The sequence below is a fragment of the Dongia sp. genome, from assembly GCF_041909655.1.
Lineage (GTDB): Bacteria > Pseudomonadota > Alphaproteobacteria > Dongiales > Dongiaceae > Dongia.
Window position 1 is genome coordinate 501,224 of sequence record NZ_JAYRDA010000002.1, and the last position, 26,221, is coordinate 527,444.

A 26,221-nucleotide genomic window follows, 5' to 3' on the forward strand; every position below is an offset into this window, starting at 1 on the left:
ATCATGGCCAGGAAGCCGGCCGCCCAGAAACCCAAGCGCGAGCCCAAGAGCGGCGCCAGCGAATTCGACGCCTTTCTGAAGCGCTATCCGAAGACACGGGAAGTGGACGTCTTCGTCCATGACCTCAACGGCTTCCTGCGCGGCAAGCGCTTTCCGGTCCAGGAGGCACGGAAATTATGGGAGAGCGGCGTCGAGATGCCGCGCTGTCTCCTCTTCCTCGATCCCACCGGCGACGATCTCGATCCCGGCGGACGCTCGGAAGCGCTGGGCGATCCCGACGGCACGGCCTATCCGATCCCGGGGCGCCTTGCCCCCATTCCCTGGGCCGACCAGCCGATGGCGCAGGTGCTCCTGCAGATGCACGACCCGCATCTGCCCGGCGAAAGCAATGCCGGCAACCCGTCCAAATTCTGCCCGCGCGCAGCACTCCAGGGCACATTGGCGCGACTGGAGAAACTCGGCGTCACGCCAATGGTGGCGGTCGAGCTGGAATTCTATCTGCTCGATCCCCAGCGCGATGCCCTGGGGACACCTTTGCCACCCAAGAACCCGCAGACCGGCCGCGTCGAGGAATCGAAGCAGCCTTACAGCATGGACGATCTCGACGCCTATGCGGTTTTCATCCGCAAGACGGCGGCCCATGCCGAGGCGCAAGGCATCCCGGCCTCGGCCGCGATCACCGAATATTCGCCGGGCCAGTTCGAGATCAATCTGAAACACCAGCCCGATGCGGTCGCGGCCTGCGACAACGCCGTGCTGCTGAAACGCTGCGTCAAAGGGAGTGCGCGCGCCCTCGGTTATGATGCGAGCTTCATGTCGAAGCCCTTCCTCAACGCGGCAGGGAGCGGCATGCATGTGCATGTGAGCCTGGTCGACAAGGCTGGGAAGAATCTCTTCGGCGAGACCGGGGCCAAGGGCGAGGCGATGCTGAAACACGCCATCGGCGGCTTGCAGGCGACCATGGCGGAAGCGATGGCGATCTTCGGCGCCAACCCGAATGCCAGCCGCCGCTATGTGCCGGGCGCCAATGTGCCGATGAGCACGGAATGGGGCTACAACAACCGCACGGTCGCCTTCCGCATTCCTGCGGGCGGACCGAAGGCCCGGCGCATCGAGCACCGCGTCGCCGGTGCGGATGCCAATCCCTATCTCGTCATGGCGGCGATCCTGGCCGGCATCGCCTACGGCCTCGAAAACAAGCTCGATCCCGGCGCCCCGGCGGCGAAAGGCGATTTCGCAAGGCCCGCCGACCCCAGGATCCCGTTCAAATTCGCGGCTGCTTTGGAGAGGCTGGCGAAGGCGAAGATCCTCCCTCAATACATCAACCCGGAATGCCTCGACCTCTATGTCGATGCGCGGCGCGCGGAGCTGGAGAAGTTCCACGACGCGATCAGCCCCCGGGAATATGCGTGGTATCTTTGACGGCGCGGCACCGCCCCGCGCACAAGAGCAAACACAGGAGCAGCCGCCAGCGCAGCAAAGCCTATCGCGTGCTGCGCTTCAAATTCGTCATCCCGATGCTGCGCAGCCGCCGGCCTTCGCCTGATTTACTGGTCAATCAGTATTATCATGAACGGTCGATTGCGCGCTCCTCTGACCATCTGGCGCGCCGTCGTCTTGCCGGCCTGGATGCTCCGTGAGCTGCCGCAAAGCGATTGAAGCTTTCGTCAACCTGACATGCGTCGATCAATGCATTGGAGAAGGGAATGATTCGCTTACGCGCCAAGGTGTCTGAGGTAACCGGAAGAACTAAGCATCTGGCAGCCGGCTCCGAATCGACAACGGTGTCACCGCCCTATTCTGTCGAGATAGTCGAAGGGGAAGGCGAAGAAGGCGTATTGTTGTTCCGCCTGGACCGGAAAGACGTCTGTCTCGCCGACACATGGCACAAGACGGTCGATGCAGCCAAGGCACAAGCTAAATTTGAGTACGGCATTGAAGACCATGACTGGGAGGGGACAGAGACATCATAAAGAACTCCTCCCCCGCCAGCGGCAAGCCCTCGGCGATGTGACCTACGACGCAATCTTTGCGGAGCCTGTGATCATCCATCCTTGCGGCGCCGTGACACCGGCCTTGGGCCTATCGTCAGCGCTGGCCCTTCCGATTTACCGTCCGCCGGTGTGAAGGCAAAGTTGACATAACGCGGTGGTGTCTCCAGTGCCCCTGCCAAAGCCTGCTTGCCGATCGACCAGCGATGAACCCACTTTTCCGGATCTGGCGCCGACATATCGCCTGTGAAACGCGGCGTCACGCGGAGCGCACGAGAGATCGGGCCTGGCTCCATCGGGACGGAGCGGGTCCAGTTCTTCTGGTCGAAGACGGCAATGCCGCGCGTGGTCGGATCATAGAGTGCGACATTTTTTGTAATTGTCCGTCGCCACAGCGCGTGCGCCCGCTTGGCGAATGCCATGGTCTCGGTATCATTGAGATCATAGAGAGCGAAGAATTCGCTTTCGATATTGCGCAGGACTTTGAAGTCGGGATAAGCCTCGGGCGAGAGCTTGCTGATCTCCGAGACCGGTGCAGCATAATCTCTGTCCGGCAATCTAGGATCCAGGTAGGCTTTGGTTCTATAGCGGAAGGAGAACCAGCGCCCGAGATCGCGATACTGCAAAGCGAGATCGAAGACTTCGTCCGGAAACTCCCGACTGCCGATGAGCCGCTCCGGATCGCCGGAGGCCAACTCTTCCGGCCAGGGCCAACGCACGAACACATCCGGTCGATTGAAGTCGGGGCCGTTATAGGCTGGCCGTGCCGCCTCGACATCCAGCGCCGCCTTGACGGCTTCTTCCAGCGAGGCGAAGAGCCGGATCGGTACGTCGTTCGCAAATTTGCTTGGCGTCGGCGTGCCCGTCTTGTAATTCGCGAAGAAGTAGACGAGGTCCGGAAACTCCTGCTTCAATAAGCAGGAATATGCCGCGACATCGTCAAGGCAGATAACAGCGCCGCTCCGCAGCCGACGGCGACGTGCTCTAGGTTCGTCCTTCAGCATCACCTGAACCTCACCGAGATGCTGCAGACCCGTATCGAGCAGATCAAGAGCTTCTGCAATGCGCTGGCGCCGATTGTCATTCATATCCGCATCACCACCTGACATCTCTATTTTTTATTATCGTTTGCAAGGTCTTTGACTGCCTTTTCTCCAATTTTTTCAACTTTCACCTCAATCAAGAACGGACGCTTGCAGTTGATCATCTTGGAGATGAAATCATCCAAATTCTTAAGGTAGTCTTCCATGGACTGATTTGGCCGTCGTTTGGGGAAATGACCAATACCGGCTGCTTCGATTTCTAATTTACCCTCCTTCATGGCATGCGCAATGTTTGGAATTAGCTTCCGGATTTGGTTCGCTTCGTTTGGCTTCAGCGTGGATCCGTCAGCATATGTGGAAGTCTGATTGGCGAAAAAACCTAAGGAGCGTCCGTTGAGCGTAAAGGGCAGAAAGGCGTCTGGGTAACTTCCGCCTAAAACAGTACCTTTATCGCTGTGGATAAACTTCTCTTCTGCACCATAGAATTTCCCCGTAACATCGCCGCCACATGCCCGAATTGCTGCGGCCAGCTTCTGCACCATCTCTGTTATGACGCCTCTATTTTCATCATTACCCGGCCGGCCGCCGGTTTTCTTATCTGTTTCTTGCGCGATCTCCTGCGCAACCTGGGAAAAGACTTGAGCAATACCCTCCCCAGGCAATGTGACGGGTTCGACGAAGCCGACATAAAATTTCGACTCAGGTTCACCACCGAGGTGCCGTTTGCCTTCAAACCAACGCTCCGCCGGGGCGAAGACGATCTGTTCCACGGCGTCGTTGATCTGTGCGATCTCAACTGCATTTGGTGCTCGGTGATAGCTGGCCAGGAAGTCCCGTTGCGCAGCCACCGAGAGCTTTTCAACTTCACTCACCATGTTCCGGACGACCGCTTCCGGATTGCTCCTAAGCAACCGTGACCATTCGTCCTTCATGTCCTCGAGATACGAGAAGCGACCTTCATCGCTGGCCACATGGACAGCAAATTCGGCCGGCGCCGGCGCTTCACCGCCATCACGGCGCCAGTTGAAAAGTGGATTTGCAACATCAAATTCGGGATCAGCCGACAAAGGAGTAGCCGACCCGTTCGATACGGGCTTGATAGAGTTGAATCGAAGCTTCGGAACTGAGGGAGCCGGAAATGAAGGGGGTGCAACGGGCTCCGGCTTACTTGCCACTTTGCTTGGTACCGGCCGCGCTGGGCTTCCGACAATTAGCACACCGACCAGCCTGCGATTGAAATCATAGCGCTCCCGGAAATTCGGCGGGATACGCCTGCCATAAGGAATTATAGGCGCCAAGATTACGCCCTTCGGCAAGCCACCGGGGCTCAGTTTGCCGCTGTTGGCTACAAGCGCCGGGGGAACCTGTGAATCTGTGCTCGACGGCAGGCTCCACGCCTTTGCCACATCCGTTCGATTGAGATTGAGGTTCCTCGCAACACCGAGGGCCTCATGCTCCGGTTCCGGCAATACCCCCATGTCACGCGTCTTTAGTGGTCCAGGAGCATGCTGGACCCGCGCCGATAGCGGCGTCCTCGATTGCGCCGAGGTGATTGCTTCCTCCTCGCCAGGATGAGGTTCTTCCGAACCATAATTACCTAATTCCGCCCAGGTGATGCCGGTGCGGGCCAGTTCGCCAAAAGCCTTGCGGCGAATCTGGGCAACCTCCGCTGCTTCGCGCTGCTCTGGGCCGATTTGTCGGTGACGCCCGTCGGGACCACGGAAGTACTGACCAGCCGCCAATTCGGGCATGGCTTCAAAGGTAGCCTGCAATTGGTCGTCAACAGGGGCCTGCTTTTGCCAGGCATCGGGATTCACGGATTGCCGATAGGCAGATCGCCTCCAACTGACCTCGTCGTCTGCCGAATTGAAATGAAATTCTCCGTTGCTCCAGTTTCCGAGTGGCTGGGGTGCTGGTTTTTTCGCGGTGACGCTGCTCGAATGAGTCGAACGCCGATCTTCAGGATCCATCCTCATATCTTCATCCTCTATAAGTATTATGCTTTTAGCATAACACAAATAAGGAATGTTGTCAATTTGTTCTCATTTATAGCACGAATGATGACTGTTTTGCCATCCAGATACGACAATTTACGTATTTATGGCGGGAACTTTCCCCTCACCCCACCAATGCCGCGTCCTCGACGATGAGTTGGACGCTGTCTCTGCCCTGCCAGGTGTCGCGGCGGAGGTGGCCGGCGAGGTGGAGGCGTTGGCCTTTGGCGGTGACGAGCAGGGCCCCGAGTTCGTTCTCGGCGGCGCGGAAGGCGATGGCTTTCATTCGCGTACCGTCGGCGCCTTCGATCTGCAACCGGATATGGGCGCCGCCGACCAGATCGGCGAAGGCGAGGCGTACATTGGGGATGACGAAGCGGGGTTCGGCATTGCCGGCACCGAAGGGGCCCATGCGTTCGAGCGACGTGACGAATTCTGTGGTGGCGGCGCGGGGCTGCACGGCGGCGTCGAGATCGAGCACGGGCACGAGGCTTTCGCCGTTCATGTGGCCGGCAAAGCGCGATGAGAGAAACGCCTGCAAGTCGGGGAGGCGCGCTTCCGCCACCTCGAAACCGGCCGCCATGGCATGGCCCCCGCCCTTTTCGATGATGCCGGCCTCGCGCGCAGCGATGACGGCGTTACCCAGATGGAGCCCCGAGACCGAACGGCCGGAGCCCTTGCCGATGCCATTCTCGAGGGCGATGACGCAAGCCGGGCGCTGATAGCGTTCCTTGAGGCGGCCGGCGACGATGCCGATGACGCCGGGATGCCAGCCTTGCCCACTGGCGCAGATGAGATAGGGGCTGTCCGCGGCTTGCGCCTCGGCGGCGGCGATGGCGGCTTCCAGCACGCTGGTCTCGATCGCGCGGCGCTCGGTGTTGAGGGCGTCGAGTTCGGCCGCGATGGATCTGGCCTCCATGAGATCGTCGGTCGAGAGGAGACGCGCGCCGAGATCGGAGCGGCCCACGCGGCCGCCTGCATTGACGCGCGGGCCGAGGAGGAAGCCCGCATGATAGGCGCTGGGCTTTTCGGTGATGCGCGCGACATCGCTCAGGGCGACGAGGCCCGCATTCCTGCGCCCAGCCATCACCTTCAAACCCTGCGCCACCAGGGCACGGTTGATGCCGGTCAAGGGCACCACATCGGCCACCGTGCCGAGTGCCACGATGTCGAGCCATTGCAGGAGATCGGGTTCGGGCCGGCTGTCGCTGTAATAACCGCGCTGGCGCAAGGCGCGGTTGACCGCGACGATGACCATGAAGGCCACCCCCACCGCCGCCAATTGGCCGTAACCTTGCGGCTCATCGAGGCGGTTGGGATTGACCACGGCGATCGCCGCCGGGAGGCGCGGCTCGGCCACGTGATGATCGACCACCAGCACGTCGAGGCCGAGTTCCTTCGCGGCCTCCAAAGGGGCGAAAGCCGTGATGCCGCAATCGACCGTGATGACGAGGGCAGCCCCCTGTTCCTTCAAGACCGCCATCGCCGCCGCATTGGGGCCATAGCCTTCCTTCATGCGGTCGGGGACATAGAGGATGGGCGCCTTCGCGCCGACCTGCGTGAGGAAGCGGGTGAGCAAGGCGGTCGAGGTGGCACCGTCGACATCGTAATCGCCGAAAATGGCGATCTGCTCGCCCCCGGCAATGGCATCGGCGAGGCGCGTCGAGGCCTTGTCCATGTCCTTGAACTGGGCCGGGTCCGGCATCAGCTCGCGGAGGCGCGGCTCCAGATAGCTGGCGGCGGTGTCGAGATCCTGCCCGCGCGCCGCCAGCAATTGGCCGATGAGATCGGGGAGGCCCAGACGCTGCGAGATCGCAAGGCCCAGCCGTTCGTCACCGGCGCGCTGGCGCCAGAGCCGGCCGCAAGCCGAACGCGCGACGCCCAGAAAGGCATCGCCATCCGTCATCGCGCTGCCGAGTTCCCGGCCGGCATCAGATTCCTTGCGGCTTCTTGATGGTCCAGTTGTGCTGCGCCTCGACAATGCGGACCGTGCCGCTTTTCGAGCGCATGATCATGGATTGCGTGGTGGCCCAAGTGCTGCCGCGGCGGACACCCTTGAGCATCGGGCCGTCGGTCACACCGGTGGCCGCGAACATCACGTCGCCCTTGGCGAGATCCATGAGACCATATTTGCGGTTGAGGTCCTTCACCCCCCAGCGCGCGGCGCGGGCCTTTTCGTCCTCGTTGCGGAAAACGAGGCGCCCCTGCATCTGGCCGCCGATGCAGCGCAACGCCGCCGCCGCCAGCACGCCTTCCGGCGCGCCACCCTGGCCCATATAGATGTCGACGCCGGTACCCGGCTTGGCGGTCGCGATCACGCCGGCGACGTCGCCGTCCGAGATCAGCATGATGCGCGCACCCGTGGCACGGACCTGGGCGATGAGATCGGCATGGCGCGGCCGGTCGAGGATGCAGGCCACCAGATCGCTGATATCCATGCCCTTGGCCTTGGCGACATTCTTCAGGTTCTCGGCGGGTGTCGCATCGAGATCGACGATGCCCTCGGGCAGGCCCGGGCCGACGCTGATCTTCTCCATATAGGTGTCGGGAGCGTTCAAGAAGCCGCCGGCTTCCGCCATGGCGATGACGGCCAGGGCATTGGTGCCACCCTTCGCGGTGATGGTGGTGCCTTCCAGGGGATCCAGGGCGATGTCGATCTTGGGGCCGCCGGCCCCCACCTTCTCGCCGATATAGAGCATCGGCGCTTCGTCGCGCTCGCCCTCGCCGATGACGACCGTGCCGTCGATGGAAAGATCGTTGAGCGCGCGGCGCATGGCGTCGACGGCGGCCTGGTCGGCGGCCTTTTCATCGCCGCGCCCCATCAGGCGCGAGGCGGCGAGCGCCGCAGCTTCGGTGACGCGTACCGCTTCCAGCGCCAGATTGCGATCCATCTATTTCCGCTCCTTAAAAGCTCTAAGTGAGTGTCTCGATCGGCAGAACATGCGCCGGTTCGAGGACCGATTTGATGTCAGCCAAGCGTTTTACGACGCGGCCGATCGCCGCCTCGGTGGTTTCGTGGGTCGTGAAGACCAGCGGAACGGGGTCGTCCGGCGAGCGGCCGCGCTGGATCATCGATTCCAGCGACACGCTCTCATCCCGCATCACGCCGGCTATATCGGCAATGACGCCAGGTTTATCGACCACCATCAATCGCAGGTAATAAGACCCCACACGGAGCCCAACAGGCGCCTGGGCCGCTGGTTCCAAAGTTTCTGCCGGTGCCGAAAAAGCAGGCAGAATCCGGTCGCGGGCGATGTCCATCAGGTCGGCGACGATGGCCGAGGCGGTCGGCCCCCGGCCCGCACCCCGGCCGATGGCGATGTTTTCGCCGACGAAATTGCCGTTGGTGACCACCGCATTGAAGACACCGTCCACCTTGGCGATGGTGGTGGCCGCCGGCACCATGCAGGCATGGACCCGCTGCTCGATGCCGTGGGGCGTCTGGCGGGCGATGCCCAGCAATTTGATGCGGTAGCCGAGCTCGTCGGCATAGGCGATGTCCATGGCCGAAACGTTGCGGATGCCGCTGATCCGGACGCCGCCGAAATCCACCGCGCTGCCGAAGGCGACCGAGGTGAGGATCGAGAGCTTGTGGGCGGCATCGATTCCATCGACGTCGAAACTGGGATCGGCCTCGGCGTAACCCAGTTTCTGCGCCTCAGCCAGCACGTCGGCGAATTCGCGCCCCGTCTCGCGCATCTGGGTGAGGATATAATTGCAGGTGCCGTTGAGGATGCCGTAGACGCGGTCGATGCGGTTGGCGGCGAGGCCCTCGCGCATCGCCTTGATCACCGGAATGCCGCCGGCCACGGCGGCTTCGTAGGCGAGAGCCACGCCGGCACGCTCGGCAGAGAGCGCCAGCGCCGTGCCGTGATGGGCGAGCAGCGCCTTGTTGGCGGTTACCACATGGCGTTTGGCGGCGATCGACTTTTCGACCACTTCCCTGGCCTTGCCCTCGGACCCGCCGATCACCTCGACGACGACATCGACCTTGGGATGCGTGGCGAGTGCCGCCGCGTCATCCACCCAATCGATGCCTGAGAGATCTAGGCCGCGATCCTTCTTGCGGTCCCGCGCCGAGACGGCGGTGACCACGATCGGACGCGGGCAATGTTTCGCCAGGATATCGGCATTTTCGCGCAGGACATCGATGACGCCGGCACCTACGGTACCCAGGCCGGCAAGGCCCACGCGCAAGGGGTTCTGCGGCTCCGGTTTTCGGTCAGCGGCCATTGCGCCGCTCCCGACCACTACGGCGGTCACGCTGGGCTCCACCAAGCGGCAGGCCCGCGCCAATCTTATTTTTCATGATCAACGAACTCAGTAGGCGGACAGGAAGATCTCGACACGGCGGTTATTGGCTTCGCCGGCCGGCATGGTTTCCAGCGCCACCGGATTGGCCGAACCCGCGGCCGCCACCTGCACCAGCCCCGCCGGCACGCCGGCCTGGGTGAGCGCACGCGCGATCGACTGGGCGCGGTCCGCCGAGACCTCGTAATTCACCTGGCCCTGCCGATAGGGATCCATATTTCCGGTACGCTGGCTGGCATGGCCGACGATGCGGATGACGCCGCCGTAATAGCGGTGCATCTCGGCCACCTGCTTCACCACGCGGCTGTCGTCGCGCGAGAGGCGGGCCGAGCCGTTGTTGAAATAGACGATGCCGACCGGCTGGCCGGCGGCCGGCAGCGGCGGCACCGCGACCGGCTGGCCGTAAGGCTGGAAGCCCATCGGTTGCGAAAATTGGGGCTGCGCATATTGGGGTGCGAGGCCCGGCTGCACGACATAACCCGTCTGCTGCGCGCCATAGGGCGAACGGTAATAGGCCTGGGCCGGATTCTGGCGCTGATAGGCGCCGTAACTGGCATAGCCATAGGTGCCGCCGGCGGCGACCGAGGAATAATCCACCGCCACACCGCCCATGGCCGGCACGCTCGGCTGCGGCACGGCGCTCAATTGCTGCTGCTGGAACGTGGGCGTCGACACGCCGCCGCCCAAGGGCTTCGAGCCCGGCTGCGGCGTTCCGGTGTAACCCTGGAATACCTGGCCGGACGGCGCCATCTGCGGTGCGCGGTACTGACCGGGTGCCGGCAAAGCCTGCTGGCTGACGATGGGGGCCTGGGGCGCCGGAACGCCGGGCGCCGCCGGAGCCGCGGCCGCTGCAGCCGTCTGGGTCGATGCCGGTGGCGTCGCCGCGGGGGCCGGCGCCGCCGGAGTTGGGGCCGCGGGGCGCGCCACGCTCTGCTCGGGCGCCGTCAGGGTTTCATCGGTGTATTGGGCATTGGTGCGGTCGGCAGAGAGGCCCGGCTGCACTTCCTCGATGCTGACATCCTGCGGCACCGGCACGGTTGTCGGCACGCTGTTGATGTCCGGCGTGGCGCCGCTGGCGCTGGCCGTTGCGGAACTGGTCGCAGCACCCGCAGCGGCACCCGCCGTCGCCTGGCCACTGCCCGTTGTGGCAGCGCTCTTGGCCGCGGCATTGCTGGAGGCCTGGGCCGCTGCCTGGGACGGCTTCTGCACATCGCCGCCGAAAGTCGAGCAGCCGCTGATGGCAACCAAAGCGGCAACCGCCGCCCAGCGCCGCATCGGATGCGATGAATAGGGTTTGAGCGCGGTGCCGGAGCGGAGTGCCAAGCGCCCGACCGCCTCGGCGATTGCGAGGCTGCGCGACGCGGCCAAATCCGAAAAATCAATCATGCGATCCTCCCCAAGACCCCAGTCCGATCACGCCCTGTCCGATCACGCCGCCGGCGCCGTCCGCGAAGATAGTCCCCGGGGAAATCATCCCTGGGGAACCACCCTTGCGTCATCCGCCCCCGGAAGTCCCGCCGGATTCCGGCCGCATGGTCGAAAGATGGGTGCCATCCTACTGACGTAAAATAAAACTTCTGATTTTCTAGACTGCGCTACTATAACAAACAAGCGGGATCATCGACGCGAAAAAGCGATTCGTCCTAACTCTTTGTTATTCTGTCCTTTTCCAGGAACAAGCATGGCCAAGAAGGACTCTCCCCCACCGAGCGAACCAGCCGCCGAATCCGCCCCCGCCGACCCGGCGGCGATGGCCGAGACAATGGGGCGGATCGCCGAGCAATCACAGCGCCTGCTGCAGGATTTCCTCAATCGTCATGCCCAGGAGTTCAAGCTGGGGCCCGACGCCTTCAGCCTCGGCCGCGCCTTCCTGGAACTCACCGCCCGCATGATGGCGGACCCGCAGAAGCTGATCGAGGCCCAGGTCTCGCTGTGGCAGGATTACATGAATCTGTGGCAGGCGACCGCCGCGCGGATGATGGGCCATGAAACCTCCGCCGTGATCCAGCCGTCCAAGGACGACCGCCGCTTCAAGGATTCGGCCTGGCAGGAAAACCAGGTCTTCGACTACATCAAGCAATCCTATCTGCTGACCGCGCGCTGGCTGCAAGGCACCGTGCGCGAGGTCGAGGGGCTCGACGACAAGACCGCGAAGAAGGTCGATTTCTATACCCGCCAATTCGTCGACGCGATGGCACCCAGCAATTTCGTGATGACCAATCCCGAGGTCCTGCGCACCACGATCGAAAGCGGCGGCGAGAACCTGATCAAGGGGCTGGAGAATCTGCTCGAGGATCTGGAGCGCGGCAACGGCCAGCTCAAGATCTCGATGACCGATCACGAAGCTTTCGAAATCGGCAAGAACATTGCCCTGCAGCCCGGCAAGGTGGTGTTCCAGAACGCGCTCATCCAGCTCATCCAATATGCGCCCAGCACGGAAAAAGTGGCCAAGCGCCCGCTGCTGATCATTCCGCCCTGGATCAACAAGTTCTACATCCTCGATTTGAAGCCGCAGAACTCGTTCGTGAAATGGGCGGTCGATCAGGGCCATACCGTGTTCATGATCTCCTGGGTCAATCCGGATGAGAGCCTCGCCGACAAGAGCTTCGCCGATTACATGCTGGAAGGGGCATTGGCCGCGATCGAGACGATCTGCAAGGGCCTGGGCGAAAAGAGCATCAATGTTGTCGGCTATTGCCTTGGCGGCACACTGCTCGCCTGCCTGCTCTCCTATCTCGAGACCAAGAAGAAAAGCGATCTTGTCGCCAGCGTCACCTATCTCACCACCATGATCGATTTCGCCGAAGCGGGCGAATTGTCGGTCTTCATCGACGAAGAACAATTGACGGCGCTTGAAGAGAAGATGAACGAGCGCGGCTATCTCCACGGACACGAGATGGCTGCGACCTTCAACATGCTGCGCGCCAATGATCTCATCTGGTCCTTCGTCATCAACAATTACCTCCTCGGCAAGGAACCCTTCCCGTTCGATCTCCTCTACTGGAATTCGGATTCGACGCGCATGCCCGCGGCGATGCACAGTTTCTATCTCCGCAACATGTATCAGAAGAATCTGCTGATCAGACCGGGCGGGATCGAGCTTGACGGCGTGCCGATCGACCTCACGCAGATCAAGCAGCCGACCTTTGTGCTCTCGACCCGCGAGGATCATATCGCCCCCTGGGTGGCGACCTACGCCGCCACCCGCACCTATAAAGGCCCGGTGACCTTCGTGCTGGCAGCCTCGGGCCATATCGCGGGCGTGGTCAATCCGCCGGCCGCCAACAAATATTGCCACTGGATCGGCAACGGCAAATATCCGCAGCAGCCGGAGGATTGGCTGAGCGCCGCCAAGCAGCAGCCGGGATCCTGGTGGCCGGAATGGCAGAAATGGATCGCCGCCTTCGCGGATGGCGAGGTCCCGGCACGCGATCCGGCCAAGGGCAAATTGAAACCGCTGGAAGACGCGCCCGGCTCATACGTGAAGGTCAAGGCGCAGTAATTCACCGCATGCGGCGAGCCCGATTGCCGCAGCGCATATGCCGACTCCGCACGTTCTGATAGAATGCCGCCCAAGAATAACCAGGGGAGCCTCCATCATGAACAAACTGATCGCGGAATTCATCGGCACCTTCACGCTCGTTCTTTTCGGTTGCGGTGCGGCCGTGCTGGCGGGACCGGAAGTGGGACAGCTCGGCATTGCGCTGGCCTTCGGCTTTGCCATCGTCGCCATGGCCTATGGCATCGGCCCGGTCTCGGGCTGTCATGTCAATCCGGCGGTGAGCCTCGCCGTCTTCGTCGCCGGTCGCATGGATGCCAAGGACATGGCGGCCTATTGGGTGGCGCAGGTCCTTGGTGCGCTGGCCGGCGCCTTCGTCCTCATGGTCATCGCGGGCGGTGCGGAATCCGGCCTCGGTTCCAATGGCTGGGGGCCGGGCTATCTCGGGGAATACAGCCTCAGCGCGGCGATGATCTTCGAAATCGTCATGACCGCGCTCTTCGTCATCGTGATCCTCGGCTCGACCGGCGAGGGGGCCAGCCCGGGCTTCGCGGGACTGGCGATCGGTATCACCCTGGCGGTCATTCATATCGTCGGCATTCAGGTGACCGGCGTCTCGGTCAATCCCGCGCGCAGCATCGGCCCCGCGGTTTTTGCCGGCGGTCAGGCGCTCTCGCAGCTCTGGCTGTTCATCGTGGCGCCGGCGATCGGGGCTGTGCTGGGGGCCCTGCTGTTCAGGCTTAATTTCCTGCGCGCCTGAAATTACCCAACAAGATTGAGCGCTTAGGGCGGTTAAATCGCTTCCGGAAACCCCCTGCCCACCCTGTGACCGGCGACACGTCGGAACCAGGGGGTGGGCGGGGGCGTTGAACCTGTATCTGGACCCATGGCGACCCATTCCGAAAGGCAACACGCACTTATGCTTGTGCCACCGGGAGAAAGGAGACCAGGATCATGAACAGGATCAACTTTTCCTTGATGGTATCAGCCGCGATAGCGATGCCGCTCCTCGGCATCGGAACCCTGCAGGCCGATCCCAGGGACTCCCTGCCGAGCCAGCAAGTGGCCACAACCGGTTCTGTCGTGGCGCCGATGCTCCAGCATGTCCCCACGCCCGCGGATGTTGAGCCGATGTCGCGTATCGCCGCCGCCGTTACCCCGCCGCTCGATATATCCGAGGCGGAAGCCCGCCAATGGGTGGCCGATGCCGGCTACACCGATATCTCAGAGCTTCGCCTTGCCACCACTGCGGACGGCGCCCCCGTCTACCAGGGCACGGCGCGCGCCGATGGCAAGACCTATTCGGTCATTGTCGATTCCTGGGGTAACATTGCCGGATGGCAATGACATGGTCACCCATACGCGCGCGCACTGAATTCAGAAAAGCCCCCTTTTGGATGGCCGTGGCGATAGTGACCCTCGCCGCGGCCTTTCCGTTACTGCCGGCTTCGGCGCAGAACAACACCGCACCCTTTGCCACCGGCACCGATTGCGCGGATCTCTCGGGCCCCCGCGCCGCTTCCTGCCGCGATGCTTTCGACCCCCGCACCAATCCGCGCGAATGGCAGCGACGCCAGCATCCGGGTGCCCTGCATCCGCCGGAACCCAAAGGCCTCGGGCGGCCGCCCGCGTCGATCGCGCCAAAGGCGCCCCATCAGCCAATCCTGCGGCCCTCGCCCCGCTTGCAGCGCTTTGAGCCCTAGGCTCGATTCACGCCGCTAGATTGATCGGCAAATCGATGGTGAGTCGCATCCGGTCGGCCGCTGCTTCGTAATGGAAGGAGCCGTCATGGGCCTCGACGATCGCCTTGGCGATCGGCAATTCCAGGCCCAGACCATAAGTGTCGCGGCTGAGGCCGAGATGCCCCTGCACGAAGGGGTCGAGCGCCTCGTCCAGGGCCACATTGCGTTCTTCCGCGCGGCGTTCGTCGCTTTCGCGCCGGCGCTGAATATCGCCGGTGGGATCGGGGGCGTGATTGCGGATTTCAATCACGGCACGCCCGTCCTGGCTTTGCGCGGCGATGGTGATGGCTGCGCGCTCGCCGGAATTCTTGCGCGCATGCTGGATGGCATTGAGCAAGGCCTGCCGCAGCCACGCCTCGTCGGCACGGATCATCAAGTCCCGGGTCGGCAGCAGCGTCGCCAGCGAGGCCGATTTCGGCACGGACCGTCCCGCCCCCGCCCGTCCGGCCCCCGCCCGTCCCGTCCCCTCGTCCAGCAGCGCCAGTTCCGCCAAGGCCATCTGCCGCTTCAGGCTGGCGACGCTGTCCTCGATCAGCAACCGGAGATCGAATTCGGCCGGCGACAAAGCCAGCTTGCCGGCGGCGATCTTCGACATGTCGAGAGTCTGGTTGATGAGGGTCAGCAAATGGCGGCCGGCCATCAGCACTTCCTCGATCCAATTGGTGAGTTCCCGGTCGGGTGAACGGTCGGTCCGCGATTTCATCAATTCGGAAAAGCCGATGACCGCATTCAAGGGCGTGCGCAATTCATGCGTCACCACGGCGAGGAAGGTATCCTTGACCCGGCTCGCCTGATCGATCCGCCAGCGAGCCTCTCGTTCACGCTCATGCGCCTTTTCCAGCCGCTTGATATAGCGCAGCAACAGCGCCACCAATGCGATGCCGGCCAGGATCGCCACCGCCATGACCGCCGCGGCCAGCAATTGCGAGCGCACCAGATCGTCCTTCTGCCGGTCCGGATTGCTGCGCAGCATCACATCCTGAACCCAGGAACGGATCGGGGAATCGAGACGCGCGAGTTGGTTGAACGCCTTGCGGTGAAGGTCCGGGTCGTCGCTTTTGAGGGAGAGCATGACCGGCGAATCCGTGGCCAGGGCCGTGTCGAGATCAGCCATCAACTGGTCATAGGCGGGATCGTCGGCCAGATCGGTACCGGTGGTTTCCCGGCGCAGGCTGCGGACACGGTTCTTGAACACGGAAAGCCGCGTTGCCAGATAGGCCGCCGACACGTTCTGCGAGACATTGGCAAAACCGCTGAACGCATGTTCGAATTGCAGATACTCGATTTCGAGTTGGGCGGCCGCCCAGGCGACGTTCTTCTGACTGCGCTGCGCCTCGAAGGCACTGGCGACCAGAATCTGCACGCTGATGCCGAGTGCCGTGAGAAAAATCAGGATGACGATGCCGACCAGCCAATATCTGCGCGCGGTGCTCATCGCGTCAGCGGTCGCTGCGATCGGTTCGGCACGCGCCGAACCGGGCCTGATGGAAATGGCGCAGGAAAACCTGCGCGGATCGCGCCTGCCGCGTTCGAATCATCGATCGACTAGCCCCTCGCGCTATGGCCCGAATCGCCCCACCGACTCGGAACCTGCGCGGCAGAAATTCATACCGATAAATAGGATTTAGGTCAAAATCTCGGCTTCAGCACCGCGCCGATATGCATGCGGCCATGTCGTGCGGCGAATTGACCCCGCCCGGCGATGGTGTAGGATGCGGGCATATCTGTTGTTAAATCAATCAATTGGGGTTTCGGATGAGTGAGTCGAAAGGGCTGATGGCGGGAAAGCGCGGCCTGATCATGGGTGTCGCCAATGACCGTTCCATCGCCTGGGGTATCGCCAAGGCCATTTCCATGCAGGGCGGTGAACTTGCCTTCACCTATCAGGGTGAGGCACTGGAACGCCGCGTGCGGCCCTTGGCGGAATCCGTTAAGGCCGATTTGGTTCTTCCCTGCGACGTGACCGACGATGCCAGCATCGATGCCACCTTTGCCGCCCTCAAGGCGAAATGGGGCAGTCTCGATTTCGTGGTCCATGCCATCGCCTTCTCCGACAAGGAAGAGTTGAAGGGCCAGTATGTCGATACCAGCCGCACCAATTTCGCCCGCACGCTCGACATCTCCTGCTTCAGTTTCACCGCAGTGGCACAGCGCGCCAAGGCCTTGATGCCCAATGGCGGTTCGCTCATGACCCTTACCTATCTCGGCGCCGAGCGGGTGATGCCGCATTACAACGTGATGGGTGTCGCCAAGGCGGCGCTGGAATGTTCAGTCCGCTATCTCGCCGCCGATCTCGGCGCCGAAAGGATCCGCGTCAACGCGATTTCCGCCGGCCCGATCAAGACCCTGGCCGCCTCCGGCATCGGCGATTTCCGGCAGATCCTGCGCTGGAACGAGCTTAACGCGCCGCTGATCCGCAATGTCACCATCGAGGATGTGGGCGGGGCCGGCCTCTATCTCGCTTCGGACCTTTCGCGTGGCGTCACCGGTGAAGTGCACCATGTCGATAGCGGCTATAATGTCGTCGGCATGCTGCGGCCGGAATCGGCACCCGAACTGACCGAGATGCTGCGGAACTTCTCCAAGACAGAATCCTGAGCGGCCGGCGCGATGTCGCACAACACCTTCGGCCATCTGTTCCGCTTCACCACCTGGGGCGAGAGCCATGGGCCCGCCTTGGGCTGCGTGGTCGACGGCACGCCGCCCGGCATCGCCATTGACGCCTCGCGCATCCAGCATTGGCTGGATCGCCGGAAGCCCGGCCAGTCCCGCTTCGTGACCCAGCGCCGGGAACCGGATGCGGTCGAGATCCTGTCCGGTGTGTTCGAGGGCAAGTCCACCGGCACGCCGATCTCGCTGATGATCCGGAACGAGGACCAGCGCAGCAAGGATTACGGCAAGATCGCCGAGCAATTCCGGCCCGGCCATGCCGATTACACCTATTGGGCCAAGTATCAGGGCATCCGCGATTATCGCGGCGGCGGCCGCTCCTCTGCGCGCGAGACGGCGGCCCGCGTCGCCGCCGGCGCCATCGCCCGCGAGGTCCTCAACCATCTGCTGCCGCAGCCGGTCGAGATCAAGGGAGCCCTCACCCAGATCGGCCCGCACAAGATCGACCGCGCGGCCTGGGACTGGGACGAAGTCGAAAAGAATCCGTTCTGGTCGCCCGATGCGGCGACGGCGATGGTATGGGAGGAATATCTCGATTCCGTCCGCAAATCGGGTTCCTCGACCGGCGCCGTCATCGAAGTGGTGGCGAAGAATGTTCCGGTCGGCCTCGGCGCCCCGCTCTATGGCAAGCTCGATGCCGATCTCGCCAGCGCGATGATGAGCATCAACGCGGTGAAGGGTGTCGAGATCGGCGCCGGTTTCGACGCGGCGAGCCTGAGCGGCGAAGATAATGCCGACGAGATGCGCATGCAGGACGGCAAGATCCGGTTCCTCAGCAACAAGGCCGGCGGCATTCTGGGCGGCATCTCGACCGGCCAGGACGTCGTGGTGCGTTTTGCCGTGAAGCCCACCTCCTCGATCAACACGCCGCGGAAGGGTGTCACCACCAGCGGCGAGGACGTCGAGGTCTCGACCACCGGTCGCCACGATCCTTGCGTCGGTATCCGCGCCGTGCCCGTGGGCGAAGCGATGATGGCGATCGTGCTCGCCGATCATCTTCTCCGGCATCGAGGCCAGGTCGGTCTTTGAGCGATTTCGCCGCGGCCCTGATCTTTCCGCAATGGCAGGGTGCCGGCAGCCGCAAGGGCTATGCCGCCGGCACGACTTTTCTGGAAACACTGATCCCCGACGATCTGCCGCGCGCCTGGGTGCATTGCGCGAATGACGATCTGTCGACGGAGGATGGCGTGAAAGGCCTCGGCGATCTGGTGGCGCAGGCGGAGACCGCGCAGCACCTGCTCGCCCATCTGCCGCCCGGACCAATCCTGACATTGGGCGGCGATTGCGCCGCCGATCTGATGCCGATCCTTCATGCCCGCGATGCGCAGGAAGACCCCCTCGCTTTGGTCTATATCGACGCCCATGCCGATCTCAACGCCGCCGCCGAATCGCCCAGCGGCCATTTCCACGGCATGGTGGTGCGTGCCTTGCTGGGTGAGGCGCCCGCTGCCTTTGCACCCCTGATCGCAACACCCTTGCGGCCCGAGCAGCTATTCTACGTCTCGGCGCGCGAACGCGATCCCGCGGAAGATCAGGCCATCGCCGCGCGTAAACTCTTCCGTCTTGTCGACGGCGCACCCTATGACAGGCTCGCCGGGGAATTGCAGCGGCAAGGTTATCGGCGCATTTACCTGCATCTCGATCTCGATGTGCTCGATCCTGCGGTGTTTCCCTTCATTGGCGTGCCGGCGCAGGAAGGTTGGCCGATCGCAAAGCTGATCGAGTTCCTCGCAGCCTTTCGCCGCGATTTCGAGATCGCCGGCGCGGCGATCACCGAACTCAGTCTCGCGCAACCCGACGCGGCCAGGTTGGCCGAGGGTGCGATGCGGCAAATTCTCGAAGCGGGATTCGGATTGCAGAGCCGCACGGGCGCAACGAATGCGGGTTGACGCGGCGAGCGACTGACTTATTCTCGAATGCCGGGGACACAAGCAAGTCGCATAGATGACCGACGACCGATTGCACTGGCAGGCAAAGTCCGGACTTGAGGCACACTCTCTCAAGGAATTGCTGGAGACCTGGGGGCAATGGGCCAAAGCGGACGGCGTGCCGCGGCGCAGCCGCTTCGATCCAATCGACTTCCCGTCCCTGCTGCCCTGGATCGTTCTGGGCGAGATCCTGGCTCAGCCCAATGACGGCCGTGATTACGATGTCTATTACCGCTATATCGGCACCGAATTCGCGCATTATTTCGCCGCCGGATCGACCACGCGCATGAATTTGAGCGCCGTCGGCTATCCCTATACCGAACGCTGGTTCGCGATCGCCGATGCGGTCCAGTCCGCCAAGGGGCCCTGCTATTTCACGGGCGCGCCCTACGGCACCGATCACGACTACATGAATCTGGAAATGCTGGCCTTGCCCTTTTCCCGCGACAACGGCGACATCGGTTTCGTCATGTGCGCCTTCGCGCCGACCGGGAAAGATCGCTAGCGGCGGCGCAGCACCGCCACCAGTTCCACATGCGGCGACCACAGAAACTGGTCGATGATGGTGATCTTCTGCAGCGAAAACCCGCTATCCATCAAAATGCGCGCGTCGCGCACGAAGCTCGCCGGATTGCAGGACACCGCGACAACCTTGGCGACCTTGCTTTTGGCCAGCATACGCGCCTGCATCTCGGCCCCGGCCCGGGGTGGATCGAACACCACCACATCGATGTGCTTGAGATCAACCGGTGGCAGCGGCGAATGATCGAGATCGCGCGCCAGCCCCTCGACACGCCCCGATAATTGCGCGCGGTTGACCGCGGCAATGAGCGCCGCGATGGCGGGCTTTGCCGCGTCCACGGCCAGGACGCGGCCGATCTTCGCCAGCGGAAAACTGAACGTGCCGCAGCCGGCATAAAGATCGGCGATGCGCTTGGCCTTGCCGATGCCAGCGATGACCGCCGCGACCAGTGCCGCCTCGCCCGCAACACTCGGCTGCAGGAAGGATCCGATCGGCAGATCGACCAGGATGTCGGCAAAGCGGATCTGCGGCACCCGCGCCATGACGATGGGTTCCGCCTGGCGCTTGCCATGCTGCCAGGAAAAGCGCGCGAGATCGGCCGCACGCGCCGCTTCGATCACCGCCGGGCGCCGATTGAGCGGCAGATCGGTCTCGGCGATCGCCAGGACATCGAGACCGGTGAGGCTCTCGGTGACATGGAAATCGGCCTTCTGCTTGTTGTTGAGGGCGATCTGCGCGAGGCGGCACAGGCCTTCGATACCGGCGCGCAAGGCCGGTGTCAGCAGCAGGCAATCATCGAGCGGCACGATCTCGTCGCTCATGGCGGCATGAAAGCCGAAAGTGACGCGGTCCTGATCCTTGGCGGCGGCAAAGACAGCACGGCGCCGGGCGCCGGCCTCGATCGTCACCATCTCGGTCTCAGCCGGCAGGTCGATGCCGCGTGTCGCCAATGTCGCCGCCACCTGCTGCCGCTTCCAGTCGCGATAGGCGGGAAGCGCCAGATGCTGCATCGCGCAGCCGCCGCAGCGCGTGAAAAGCGGACAGGGTGGCACCACACGATCGGGCGCCGCCGCGACCACATCCTGCAGGCGGCCGGTAAAGGCATTGCCACCCTTGGGGCTGAGGCGCGCGCGCACCTTCTCGCCGGGAAGCGCATAGGCGGTGAAGACCGGCTTCCCCTCATATTGCGCGACACCGTCGCCCTGGGCACCGAGACTGTCGATTGCAAGGTCGATGAGTTCCGCGTTCTTTGTCATGTCACGCGGCCTTTTCTGCGGCGATGAGGAATTCCTTGTTGCCTTCCGGCCCCGTGATAGGGCTTTCGACGATGCCCCGCACCGACCAGCCGGGAAGATTCCCAAACCAGGCTTCGATACGTGCGCAGACCTCGGCATGCTGCGCGGGATCGCGCACGACGCCGCCCTTCCCCACCTGGCCCGGTCCCACTTCGAATTGCGGCTTGATGAGGGCCACTGCCCAGGCACCGGGCTTCGCCAGGGCAAGTGCCGCCGGCAGCACGGTCTCCAGCCCGATGAAGCTGGCATCGCAGACGACGATGTCGAGCGGATCGGGAATTTCCGCGGCGGTGAGATGCCGCGCATTGGTCTTTTCCAGCACCACCACGCGCGGATCCTGGCGCAGCTTCCAGGCCAATTGGCCGTGCCCCACATCCACCGCATAGACCTTGGCAGCGCCATGATGCAGCAGCACGTCGGTGAAGCCGCCGGTCGAGGCGCCGATATCGGCGGCGATCCTGCCCGCGACCGGCAAAGCGAAATGCTCGATCCCCTTGGCAAGCTTCAGGCCGCCGCGGCTGACCCAGGGATGATCCTGGCCCTTGAGGGAAAGCGGTGCGTCGATCTGGATCTGGTCGCCCGCCTTGGCGATGCGCTTGGTGTCGCTGTAGACGAGGCCGGCCAGGATCAAGGCCTGGGCCTTCGCCCGCGTCTCCACCAGACCGCGATCCACCAGCAATTTGTCGACCCGTTCCTTGGCCATCGTCAGAGCGTGACGCGAATCCGCCGGCGCGACAAGTGATCGAAGCGCAGCAGCAGCATGAGGCCGGAACCCAGCAGGCCGATGGCAAGTCCCCACCAGATGCCTGGCCCGCGTACATCGAGATAATAGGCAAGCCCGATACCGCCGCCGATGCCGAGCAGCCAATAGCCGACAAAGGCGATCAGCATCGGCACCTTGGTATCCTTGTAGCCGCGCAAAGCACCCAGGGCCGTCACCTGCAAACCATCGAAGAACTGGAAAATGGCGGCGATCGGGAACAGGGTCACCGCCGCCGCCAGGGCCGCGGCATTGCCGACATCGTCGAGATCGAGATAGAGCCCGGTGAGCCAGACCGGCGCCAGCGCCATGGTGATGGCGGCCATCACCATCCAGGTGAGGCCGAGTCCGATTCCGACATAGCCGGCAAGGCGGGCATTGTTGGCCTGGCCCGCCCCCAGCGCATATCCCACGCGCACCGTCGCCGCCTGGCCGATCGCATAAGGGACCATGAAGGTGATCGAGGTGACGTTGAGAACGGCGTTGTGTGCTGCCAGAACGGCATTGCCGAAGCCGCCCATCGCCAGCGTCGAGCCGAAAAACATGCCGGTCTCGAAGAGATAGGCTCCGGCGATAGGCGCGCCGACCACGACCAAGTCACGGATGAGCCGGGCATCGTGATGAAAGAGGCCAGAGAAGATTTGATAGACGGCAAAGTAGGGGACGTGCCGGACATAGATTACCGCCATCGCCAACTGCGCCCAAGCAACAATCGAGATTGCCATACCGATGGCAGGCACACCGAGGGTTGGCAGGCCGAAGGGCTCAAGCATCATCAACCACAGCAGCAGCGCCAGCAGTGGTATGCTGAGAACGGCGATGACAGTGACGATGATCGGTCGCCCGAGGACCGTCACGAAATTGCGCAAGGTCTGGAACCAGAGAAAGGCCGGAACAGAGGGAATCGACCACCACAGCAGGCGCTCCACGACGTCGATATCAACCTCGAAATTGGGAAAGATCGGCTGGATCAGGCGCAACCCGTCCCCCGCAACGGCCAGCACGATCATGACCGGCACGGAGAGGAAGAGAGCGAGGCGCAGCCCCTGGCGCATGACTCGCACGAACTGCTTGATATCATCGGCACCGAATGCGTGCGAACCCAGGGCCGCTACGCTGTAGAGTGTGCCCATGGCGAGGAGCTTTGGGACATAGACCAACTGAATGCCGATCCCTGCAACGGCAAGGGCATCGGCACCCAGAGCGCCGGCCATCTTGTATTCGATGAAGCCCAGCGCCATTTCCGCCAGCAGCGCCACGCACAGGGGGGCTGCGAGCCAGATCGTGGCACGGATTTCATTGGAGAGCGTGAGCCGACCCGCTCCGGCCGACCCGTCCATTTCGGCGCCGACCGGAGGGGATGACATTTTCCTGCTCCGTCAGCTTTTGCGGCTGATGACGAACTCCGTCATCCAGCGCAGGGGATCGGCTTTGCGCCCGAACATGTCGAGATGCTCGTTGGCCTGGTCGCCGAGGAGGCGCGCCTGGGTGCGGGCGCGCTCGAGACCGAGGATCGACACGAAGGTGGCCTTGCCGGCTGCGGCATCGGCGCCGGTGGGCTTCCCGGTCTCAGCCGCATCGCCTTCCGCGTCCAGCAGATCGTCGACGATCTGGAAAGCGAGGCCCAGCTTGTGAGCATAGGCCACGAGGGCATGGCGCTGTTCCTTCGAGGCATGGCCGAGAATGGCGCCAGCCTCGCAGGAGAAGGCGATGATGTCGCCGGTCTTCATCCGCTGCAGCCGCGTGATGGCGCCGATATCGAGATCCTGGTTCTCGGCGAGGAGATCGATCATCTGTCCGCCCACCATGCCATTGGCGCCGCCGGCAACCGCCAGCGCGTGGCAAAGATCGGCGCGCACCTCGCCATCGGGATGCGTGTCGCGATGCGCCAGCACTTCGAAAGCCATAGTGAGCAGGCCATCGCCGGCCAGGATCGCGGTCGCCTCGTCGAATTCCTTATGCGCGGTCGGCCGGCCGCGCCGCAGATCGCTGTCATCCATGGCGGGAAGGTCGTCATGCACCAGGCTGTAGCAATGCAGCATCTCGACCGCCGCCGCCGCGCGCAGGGCATATTCGCCATGCACGTCGAAGATCGCCGCCGAATTCACCACCAGATAGGGCCGGATGCGCTTGCCGCCACCCATGGTGGCATAGCGCATCGCCTCGATGACGCGTGCCTCGGCACCCACGACCGGCTTGATGAGTTCGTCGAGCTTGCGGTTGACCGAAAGCGCGGCGTCGTTGAGAGCTTTTTCGATGGACAAGGGAACCTCAGAAATACCGGGGATTGAAGAGGAAACAGATCAGTCGGTGATGTTGGCGGGCGCGGTCGAAACCTTGCCGTCGGCACCCAGCACGATCTTCTCGACCTTGAGCTGCGCTTCCTTCAGCTTCGCCTCGCAATGCGCCTTCAAAAGCGCGCCGCGTTCATAGGCATTGATGGCCTCGTCGAGCTTGTTGTCGCCGCGCTCCAGGCTCTTGACCAGATCCTGCAGCTCGCTCAGCGCCGCCTCGAAGCTCATCGCCGCGATATCGGCGGCCTGTTTGCCGCCGGAACTCTTTACGTCCGCCATCTCACACACCAATTCATGACCAAAGTCGCGCCACGGCCCGGCCACAAAGCCGCCGCACCGTTCGTTTAATAGCAAAACGGTGCCGGCGCGGCCATGTGTCGCAAGACGGCCGCGCGGCACCGATGGAGCGCATTCTACTGACCGCGCGAGCCCGCGACAATAGAAGGAAATCGCCTTGTTTCAATTACTTGTCATGCAGCGCCCGGCGAATCGCCTGCGACTTTGGTCGATGATTGCATTTTGCACTGCAATGTCGCCAAATGCGCCCTTGAGGGCAGCCAGACCGATAGAATGACGATCGAAACCCAGAACACAGCCACCCCTTCCGGCCGCCGCAACGGCAATGGTCAACCCCGCCCCGCGGGCCTTTTCCGACGCGCCAACCGGTATATCCGCTACCGCCTCGTCACCCCCATGCTGCGTGCCCGCCACCCGGCGGAATACAGCGCCCGCGCGGTGTTGGTGGGAGTCGTCTGCGGCCTGATGCCGATCCTGGGGCAATCCTCGGTCGTGCTCGCGGTCTGGCTGGTGGCGCGGCGCTTCAACTGGGGCTTCAACGTGGTCGTCGCCGCGCTCTGGACCTTCGTCAGCAATCCGCTCACCACAGCACCGATGTTCTACGGCTTCTACGTCACCGGCCAGGTGATGATGGGAAACTGGGACGACCTCACCGGCTTCGACCGCTTCACCAGTTTCGCGCGCGATCTCATCTCGGACGAACTCGGCCTATGGGATCAAACCAAGATGCTGTTCGAGATGCTGTTCCTGGATTGGGCGCTCGCCATGTGGGTGGGTTTCGTGCCCTGGGCGATTCTGTGCGGCTGGCTCGGCTATCGCTGGAGCCTGCGGGTCGTCCTCGCCTACCGCGCGATGCGGGAGAAACGCATGGCGCGCCGGCGCCGCCAATTGGCCGAAAACGCCGCCCAGGCCTGATACCGAAGGCACCTGATATCAGAGCCTGCTAGGCCTGCTGCAAGGCCACCACATGCGCCGCTGCGGATTCCGCCAGCGCATTGAGATCGTAGCCGCCCTCCAGCGTCGAGACGACACGGCCGCCGCAAACGCTGGCTGCCAGCGCGCAAAGCTGTTCGGTGACCCAGGCGAAATCCTCGGTCTCCAATTCCAGCGCCGCCAGCGGATCGGCACGGTGCCCGTCAAAGCCCGCCGAGATCAGCAGAAATTCCGGACGAAACCGCTCGATCGCCGGCAGCACGATCTCCTCCACCGCATCGCGGAACTCCGCCGACCCCGCATAGGGGGCGAGCGGCGCGTTGCAGATATTGCCGACGCCCTTTTCGTGCCGCGCGCCGGTGCCGGGATAAAGCGGCGATTGATGGGTCGAGACATAAAGCACGCGCGGATCGGCGGCAAAGATATGCTGCGTGCCGTTACCGTGATGGACGTCGAAATCGACGATCGCCACGCGCTCGAGACCGCAGGCGGCGATGGCCTCGGCAGCACCCACGGCCACGTTGTTGAAGATGCAGAAGCCCATGGCGAGATCGCGCTCGGCGTGATGTCCCGGCGGCCGCACGGCGCAGAAGGCGTTCTTGATTTCGCCCGCCATAACCGCCTGCACCGCCGCCGCGACCGCCCCGGCCGCGCGCAAGGCCGCCTCGCCGGAGCCGGGCGAAAGCACGGTATCGCCATCGAGCTCGGCGCGGCCCATGTCCGGGACCGCCGCGAAGACCTCGTCGACATAGGCATGGGTGTGGACGCGTTCCAATTGCACCCGGGTCGCCTGCGGCGCATCCCGGCGGATGAGCGCGCCGAAAAGCGGGTCGTCCAGCAGCCGCAGAATGGCGCTCAGGCGCTGGATGCGCTCGGGATGGCCCGGCCCGGTATCGTGTTCGAGACAGGCCTGATGGGTATAGAGCGCCGTCGCCAGATTG

At 63.3% G+C, this 26,221-nt stretch carries 25 protein-coding genes; 12 read left to right on the forward strand and 13 right to left on the reverse strand.

Annotated elements, in window-relative coordinates; translation table 11 throughout:
• Positions 1-3: 3 nt before the first annotated feature.
• The 3 genes from ACE3PR_RS05435 to ACE3PR_RS05445 all read left to right on the forward strand — a co-directional run bounded on the left by ACE3PR_RS05435 (position 4) and on the right by ACE3PR_RS05445 (position 1,973).
• Positions 4-1,422 (forward strand): glutamine synthetase family protein, encoded by a 1,419-nt coding sequence (locus ACE3PR_RS05435; protein ID WP_374369012.1) that lies wholly within the window; start codon positions 4-6, stop codon positions 1,420-1,422.
• Positions 1,410-1,640: a hypothetical protein gene (locus ACE3PR_RS05440; RefSeq protein ID WP_374369014.1), complete on the forward strand. Its 231-nt coding sequence runs from the start codon at positions 1,410-1,412 to the stop codon at positions 1,638-1,640. The genes ACE3PR_RS05435 and ACE3PR_RS05440 overlap by 13 nt, the downstream gene beginning before the upstream one ends.
• A gap of 66 nt (positions 1,641-1,706) precedes the next feature.
• A complete protein-coding gene (locus tag ACE3PR_RS05445) occupies positions 1,707-1,973 on the forward strand; it encodes a hypothetical protein (protein ID WP_374369016.1) in 267 nt (88 codons plus the stop codon).
• Positions 1,974-2,044: 71 nt separating this feature from the next.
• Here ACE3PR_RS05445 and ACE3PR_RS05450 read toward each other — a convergent pair whose 3' ends face one another.
• The 6 genes from ACE3PR_RS05450 to ACE3PR_RS05475 all read right to left on the reverse strand — a co-directional run bounded on the left by ACE3PR_RS05450 (position 2,045) and on the right by ACE3PR_RS05475 (position 10,725).
• Positions 2,045-3,100 carry a hypothetical protein gene (locus ACE3PR_RS05450; RefSeq protein ID WP_374369018.1) on the reverse strand — a complete coding sequence of 352 codons (1,056 nt, stop codon included), beginning with the start codon at positions 3,098-3,100 and terminating at the stop codon, positions 2,045-2,047.
• Between the two features lie 2 nt (positions 3,101-3,102).
• Positions 3,103-5,004, reverse strand: a complete 1,902-nt coding sequence (locus tag ACE3PR_RS05455; protein WP_374369020.1) for a hypothetical protein — start codon at positions 5,002-5,004, stop codon at positions 3,103-3,105.
• A gap of 148 nt (positions 5,005-5,152) precedes the next feature.
• Positions 5,153-6,934, reverse strand: a complete 1,782-nt coding sequence (gene recJ, locus ACE3PR_RS05460) for a single-stranded-DNA-specific exonuclease RecJ (RefSeq protein ID WP_374369022.1) — start codon at positions 6,932-6,934, stop codon at positions 5,153-5,155.
• Positions 6,935-6,959: 25 nt separating this feature from the next.
• A complete protein-coding gene (gene glpX, locus ACE3PR_RS05465; RefSeq protein ID WP_374369024.1) occupies positions 6,960-7,919 on the reverse strand; it encodes a class II fructose-bisphosphatase in 960 nt (319 codons plus the stop codon).
• 22 nt (positions 7,920-7,941) lie between these two features.
• Positions 7,942-9,261 (reverse strand): homoserine dehydrogenase, encoded by a 1,320-nt coding sequence (locus ACE3PR_RS05470; protein ID WP_374369026.1) that lies wholly within the window; start codon positions 9,259-9,261, stop codon positions 7,942-7,944.
• 87 nt (positions 9,262-9,348) lie between these two features.
• The gene (locus ACE3PR_RS05475; protein WP_374369028.1) at positions 9,349-10,725 is read right to left on the reverse strand and encodes an OmpA family protein; all 1,377 of its coding nucleotides are present in this window, start codon (positions 10,723-10,725) and stop codon (positions 9,349-9,351) included.
• Between the two features lie 295 nt (positions 10,726-11,020).
• Here ACE3PR_RS05475 and ACE3PR_RS05480 point away from each other — a divergent pair, with 295 nt between their 5' ends.
• From ACE3PR_RS05480 to ACE3PR_RS05495, 4 genes are all read left to right on the forward strand, one after another.
• On the forward strand, positions 11,021-12,841 hold the full coding sequence (locus tag ACE3PR_RS05480) for a PHA/PHB synthase family protein (protein WP_374369030.1): 1,821 nt from the start codon (positions 11,021-11,023) through the stop codon (positions 12,839-12,841).
• Between the two features lie 97 nt (positions 12,842-12,938).
• The gene (locus ACE3PR_RS05485) at positions 12,939-13,598 is read left to right on the forward strand and encodes an aquaporin (RefSeq protein ID WP_374369031.1); all 660 of its coding nucleotides are present in this window, start codon (positions 12,939-12,941) and stop codon (positions 13,596-13,598) included.
• Between the two features lie 194 nt (positions 13,599-13,792).
• Complete coding sequence (locus tag ACE3PR_RS05490) at positions 13,793-14,185, forward strand: hypothetical protein (protein ID WP_374369033.1); 393 nt, start codon at positions 13,793-13,795, stop codon at positions 14,183-14,185.
• 56 nt (positions 14,186-14,241) lie between these two features.
• Positions 14,242-14,541 (forward strand): hypothetical protein, encoded by a 300-nt coding sequence (locus ACE3PR_RS05495; protein ID WP_374369035.1) that lies wholly within the window; start codon positions 14,242-14,244, stop codon positions 14,539-14,541.
• A gap of 7 nt (positions 14,542-14,548) precedes the next feature.
• Here ACE3PR_RS05495 and ACE3PR_RS05500 read toward each other — a convergent pair whose 3' ends face one another.
• Positions 14,549-16,015 carry a sensor histidine kinase gene (locus tag ACE3PR_RS05500; protein ID WP_374369037.1) on the reverse strand — a complete coding sequence of 489 codons (1,467 nt, stop codon included), beginning with the start codon at positions 16,013-16,015 and terminating at the stop codon, positions 14,549-14,551.
• 320 nt (positions 16,016-16,335) lie between these two features.
• On the opposite strand from ACE3PR_RS05500, the gene fabI reads away from it, so the two are divergent.
• The 4 genes from fabI to ACE3PR_RS05520 are packed head-to-tail and all read left to right on the forward strand — an operon-like array spanning position 16,336 to position 19,683.
• Complete coding sequence (gene fabI, locus ACE3PR_RS05505) at positions 16,336-17,178, forward strand: enoyl-ACP reductase FabI (RefSeq protein WP_374369039.1); 843 nt, start codon at positions 16,336-16,338, stop codon at positions 17,176-17,178.
• Positions 17,179-17,190: 12 nt separating this feature from the next.
• Entirely contained in the window at positions 17,191-18,279 is a 1,089-nt protein-coding gene (gene aroC / locus ACE3PR_RS05510; RefSeq protein WP_374369041.1) for a chorismate synthase, read from the forward strand.
• The gene (locus ACE3PR_RS05515; RefSeq protein ID WP_374369043.1) at positions 18,276-19,139 is read left to right on the forward strand and encodes an arginase family protein; all 864 of its coding nucleotides are present in this window, start codon (positions 18,276-18,278) and stop codon (positions 19,137-19,139) included. Before aroC ends, ACE3PR_RS05515 begins: the two co-directional genes overlap by 4 nt.
• 55 nt (positions 19,140-19,194) lie before the next feature.
• Complete coding sequence (locus ACE3PR_RS05520) at positions 19,195-19,683, forward strand: PAS domain-containing protein (protein WP_374369045.1); 489 nt, start codon at positions 19,195-19,197, stop codon at positions 19,681-19,683.
• On the opposite strand, the gene ACE3PR_RS05525 is transcribed toward ACE3PR_RS05520, so the two are convergent.
• Genes ACE3PR_RS05525 through ACE3PR_RS05545 form a run of 5 tightly spaced genes read right to left on the reverse strand, consistent with a single transcriptional unit; the run spans position 19,680 to position 24,329 of the window.
• Positions 19,680-20,957 carry a class I SAM-dependent RNA methyltransferase gene (locus tag ACE3PR_RS05525; RefSeq protein ID WP_374369047.1) on the reverse strand — a complete coding sequence of 426 codons (1,278 nt, stop codon included), beginning with the start codon at positions 20,955-20,957 and terminating at the stop codon, positions 19,680-19,682. The genes ACE3PR_RS05520 and ACE3PR_RS05525 overlap by 4 nt on opposite strands.
• Position 20,958: 1 nt before the next feature.
• Positions 20,959-21,699, reverse strand: coding sequence for a TlyA family RNA methyltransferase (locus ACE3PR_RS05530; RefSeq protein WP_374369048.1), 741 nt, complete (start codon positions 21,697-21,699; stop codon positions 20,959-20,961).
• A gap of 2 nt (positions 21,700-21,701) precedes the next feature.
• The gene (locus ACE3PR_RS05535) at positions 21,702-23,123 is read right to left on the reverse strand and encodes an MATE family efflux transporter (protein WP_374369050.1); all 1,422 of its coding nucleotides are present in this window, start codon (positions 23,121-23,123) and stop codon (positions 21,702-21,704) included.
• A 12-nt stretch (positions 23,124-23,135) separates the two neighbouring features.
• Positions 23,136-24,020 carry a polyprenyl synthetase family protein gene (locus tag ACE3PR_RS05540; RefSeq protein ID WP_374369052.1) on the reverse strand — a complete coding sequence of 295 codons (885 nt, stop codon included), beginning with the start codon at positions 24,018-24,020 and terminating at the stop codon, positions 23,136-23,138.
• 39 nt (positions 24,021-24,059) lie between these two features.
• Positions 24,060-24,329, reverse strand: a complete 270-nt coding sequence (locus tag ACE3PR_RS05545) for an exodeoxyribonuclease VII small subunit (RefSeq protein WP_374369054.1) — start codon at positions 24,327-24,329, stop codon at positions 24,060-24,062.
• A gap of 291 nt (positions 24,330-24,620) precedes the next feature.
• Here ACE3PR_RS05545 and ACE3PR_RS05550 point away from each other — a divergent pair, with 291 nt between their 5' ends.
• Positions 24,621-25,262, forward strand: coding sequence for a DUF2062 domain-containing protein (locus ACE3PR_RS05550; RefSeq protein WP_374369056.1), 642 nt, complete (start codon positions 24,621-24,623; stop codon positions 25,260-25,262).
• Between the two features lie 28 nt (positions 25,263-25,290).
• On the opposite strand, the gene ACE3PR_RS05555 is transcribed toward ACE3PR_RS05550, so the two are convergent.
• Complete coding sequence (locus tag ACE3PR_RS05555; RefSeq protein WP_374369328.1) at positions 25,291-26,217, reverse strand: histone deacetylase family protein; 927 nt, start codon at positions 26,215-26,217, stop codon at positions 25,291-25,293.
• Positions 26,218-26,221: the final 4 nt, after the last annotated feature.

Excerpts from the sequence above, each read along its gene's own strand:
- ACE3PR_RS05435 (WP_374369012.1), top strand. The coding sequence starts at position 4 with ATGGCCAGGAAGCCGGCCGCCCAGAAACCCAAGCGCGAGCCCAAGAGC.
- ACE3PR_RS05445 (WP_374369016.1), top strand. The coding sequence starts at position 1,707 with ATGATTCGCTTACGCGCCAAGGTGTCTGAGGTAACCGGAAGAACTAAG.
- ACE3PR_RS05450 (WP_374369018.1), bottom strand. The coding sequence starts at position 3,100 with ATGTCAGGTGGTGATGCGGATATGAATGACAATCGGCGCCAGCGCATT.
- ACE3PR_RS05455 (WP_374369020.1), bottom strand. The coding sequence starts at position 5,004 with ATGGATCCTGAAGATCGGCGTTCGACTCATTCGAGCAGCGTCACCGCG.
- recJ (WP_374369022.1), bottom strand. The coding sequence starts at position 6,934 with ATGACGGATGGCGATGCCTTTCTGGGCGTCGCGCGTTCGGCTTGCGGC.
- glpX (WP_374369024.1), bottom strand. The coding sequence starts at position 7,919 with ATGGATCGCAATCTGGCGCTGGAAGCGGTACGCGTCACCGAAGCTGCG.
- ACE3PR_RS05470 (WP_374369026.1), bottom strand. The coding sequence starts at position 9,261 with ATGGCCGCTGACCGAAAACCGGAGCCGCAGAACCCCTTGCGCGTGGGC.
- ACE3PR_RS05475 (WP_374369028.1), bottom strand. The coding sequence starts at position 10,725 with ATGATTGATTTTTCGGATTTGGCCGCGTCGCGCAGCCTCGCAATCGCC.
- ACE3PR_RS05480 (WP_374369030.1), top strand. The coding sequence starts at position 11,021 with ATGGCCAAGAAGGACTCTCCCCCACCGAGCGAACCAGCCGCCGAATCC.
- ACE3PR_RS05485 (WP_374369031.1), top strand. The coding sequence starts at position 12,939 with ATGAACAAACTGATCGCGGAATTCATCGGCACCTTCACGCTCGTTCTT.
- ACE3PR_RS05490 (WP_374369033.1), top strand. The coding sequence starts at position 13,793 with ATGAACAGGATCAACTTTTCCTTGATGGTATCAGCCGCGATAGCGATG.
- ACE3PR_RS05500 (WP_374369037.1), bottom strand. The coding sequence starts at position 16,015 with ATGAGCACCGCGCGCAGATATTGGCTGGTCGGCATCGTCATCCTGATT.
- fabI (WP_374369039.1), top strand. The coding sequence starts at position 16,336 with ATGAGTGAGTCGAAAGGGCTGATGGCGGGAAAGCGCGGCCTGATCATG.
- aroC (WP_374369041.1), top strand. The coding sequence starts at position 17,191 with ATGTCGCACAACACCTTCGGCCATCTGTTCCGCTTCACCACCTGGGGC.
- ACE3PR_RS05520 (WP_374369045.1), top strand. The coding sequence starts at position 19,195 with ATGACCGACGACCGATTGCACTGGCAGGCAAAGTCCGGACTTGAGGCA.
- ACE3PR_RS05525 (WP_374369047.1), bottom strand. The coding sequence starts at position 20,957 with ATGACAAAGAACGCGGAACTCATCGACCTTGCAATCGACAGTCTCGGT.
- ACE3PR_RS05530 (WP_374369048.1), bottom strand. The coding sequence starts at position 21,699 with ATGGCCAAGGAACGGGTCGACAAATTGCTGGTGGATCGCGGTCTGGTG.
- ACE3PR_RS05535 (WP_374369050.1), bottom strand. The coding sequence starts at position 23,123 with ATGTCATCCCCTCCGGTCGGCGCCGAAATGGACGGGTCGGCCGGAGCG.
- ACE3PR_RS05545 (WP_374369054.1), bottom strand. The coding sequence starts at position 24,329 with ATGGCGGACGTAAAGAGTTCCGGCGGCAAACAGGCCGCCGATATCGCG.
- ACE3PR_RS05550 (WP_374369056.1), top strand. The coding sequence starts at position 24,621 with ATGACGATCGAAACCCAGAACACAGCCACCCCTTCCGGCCGCCGCAAC.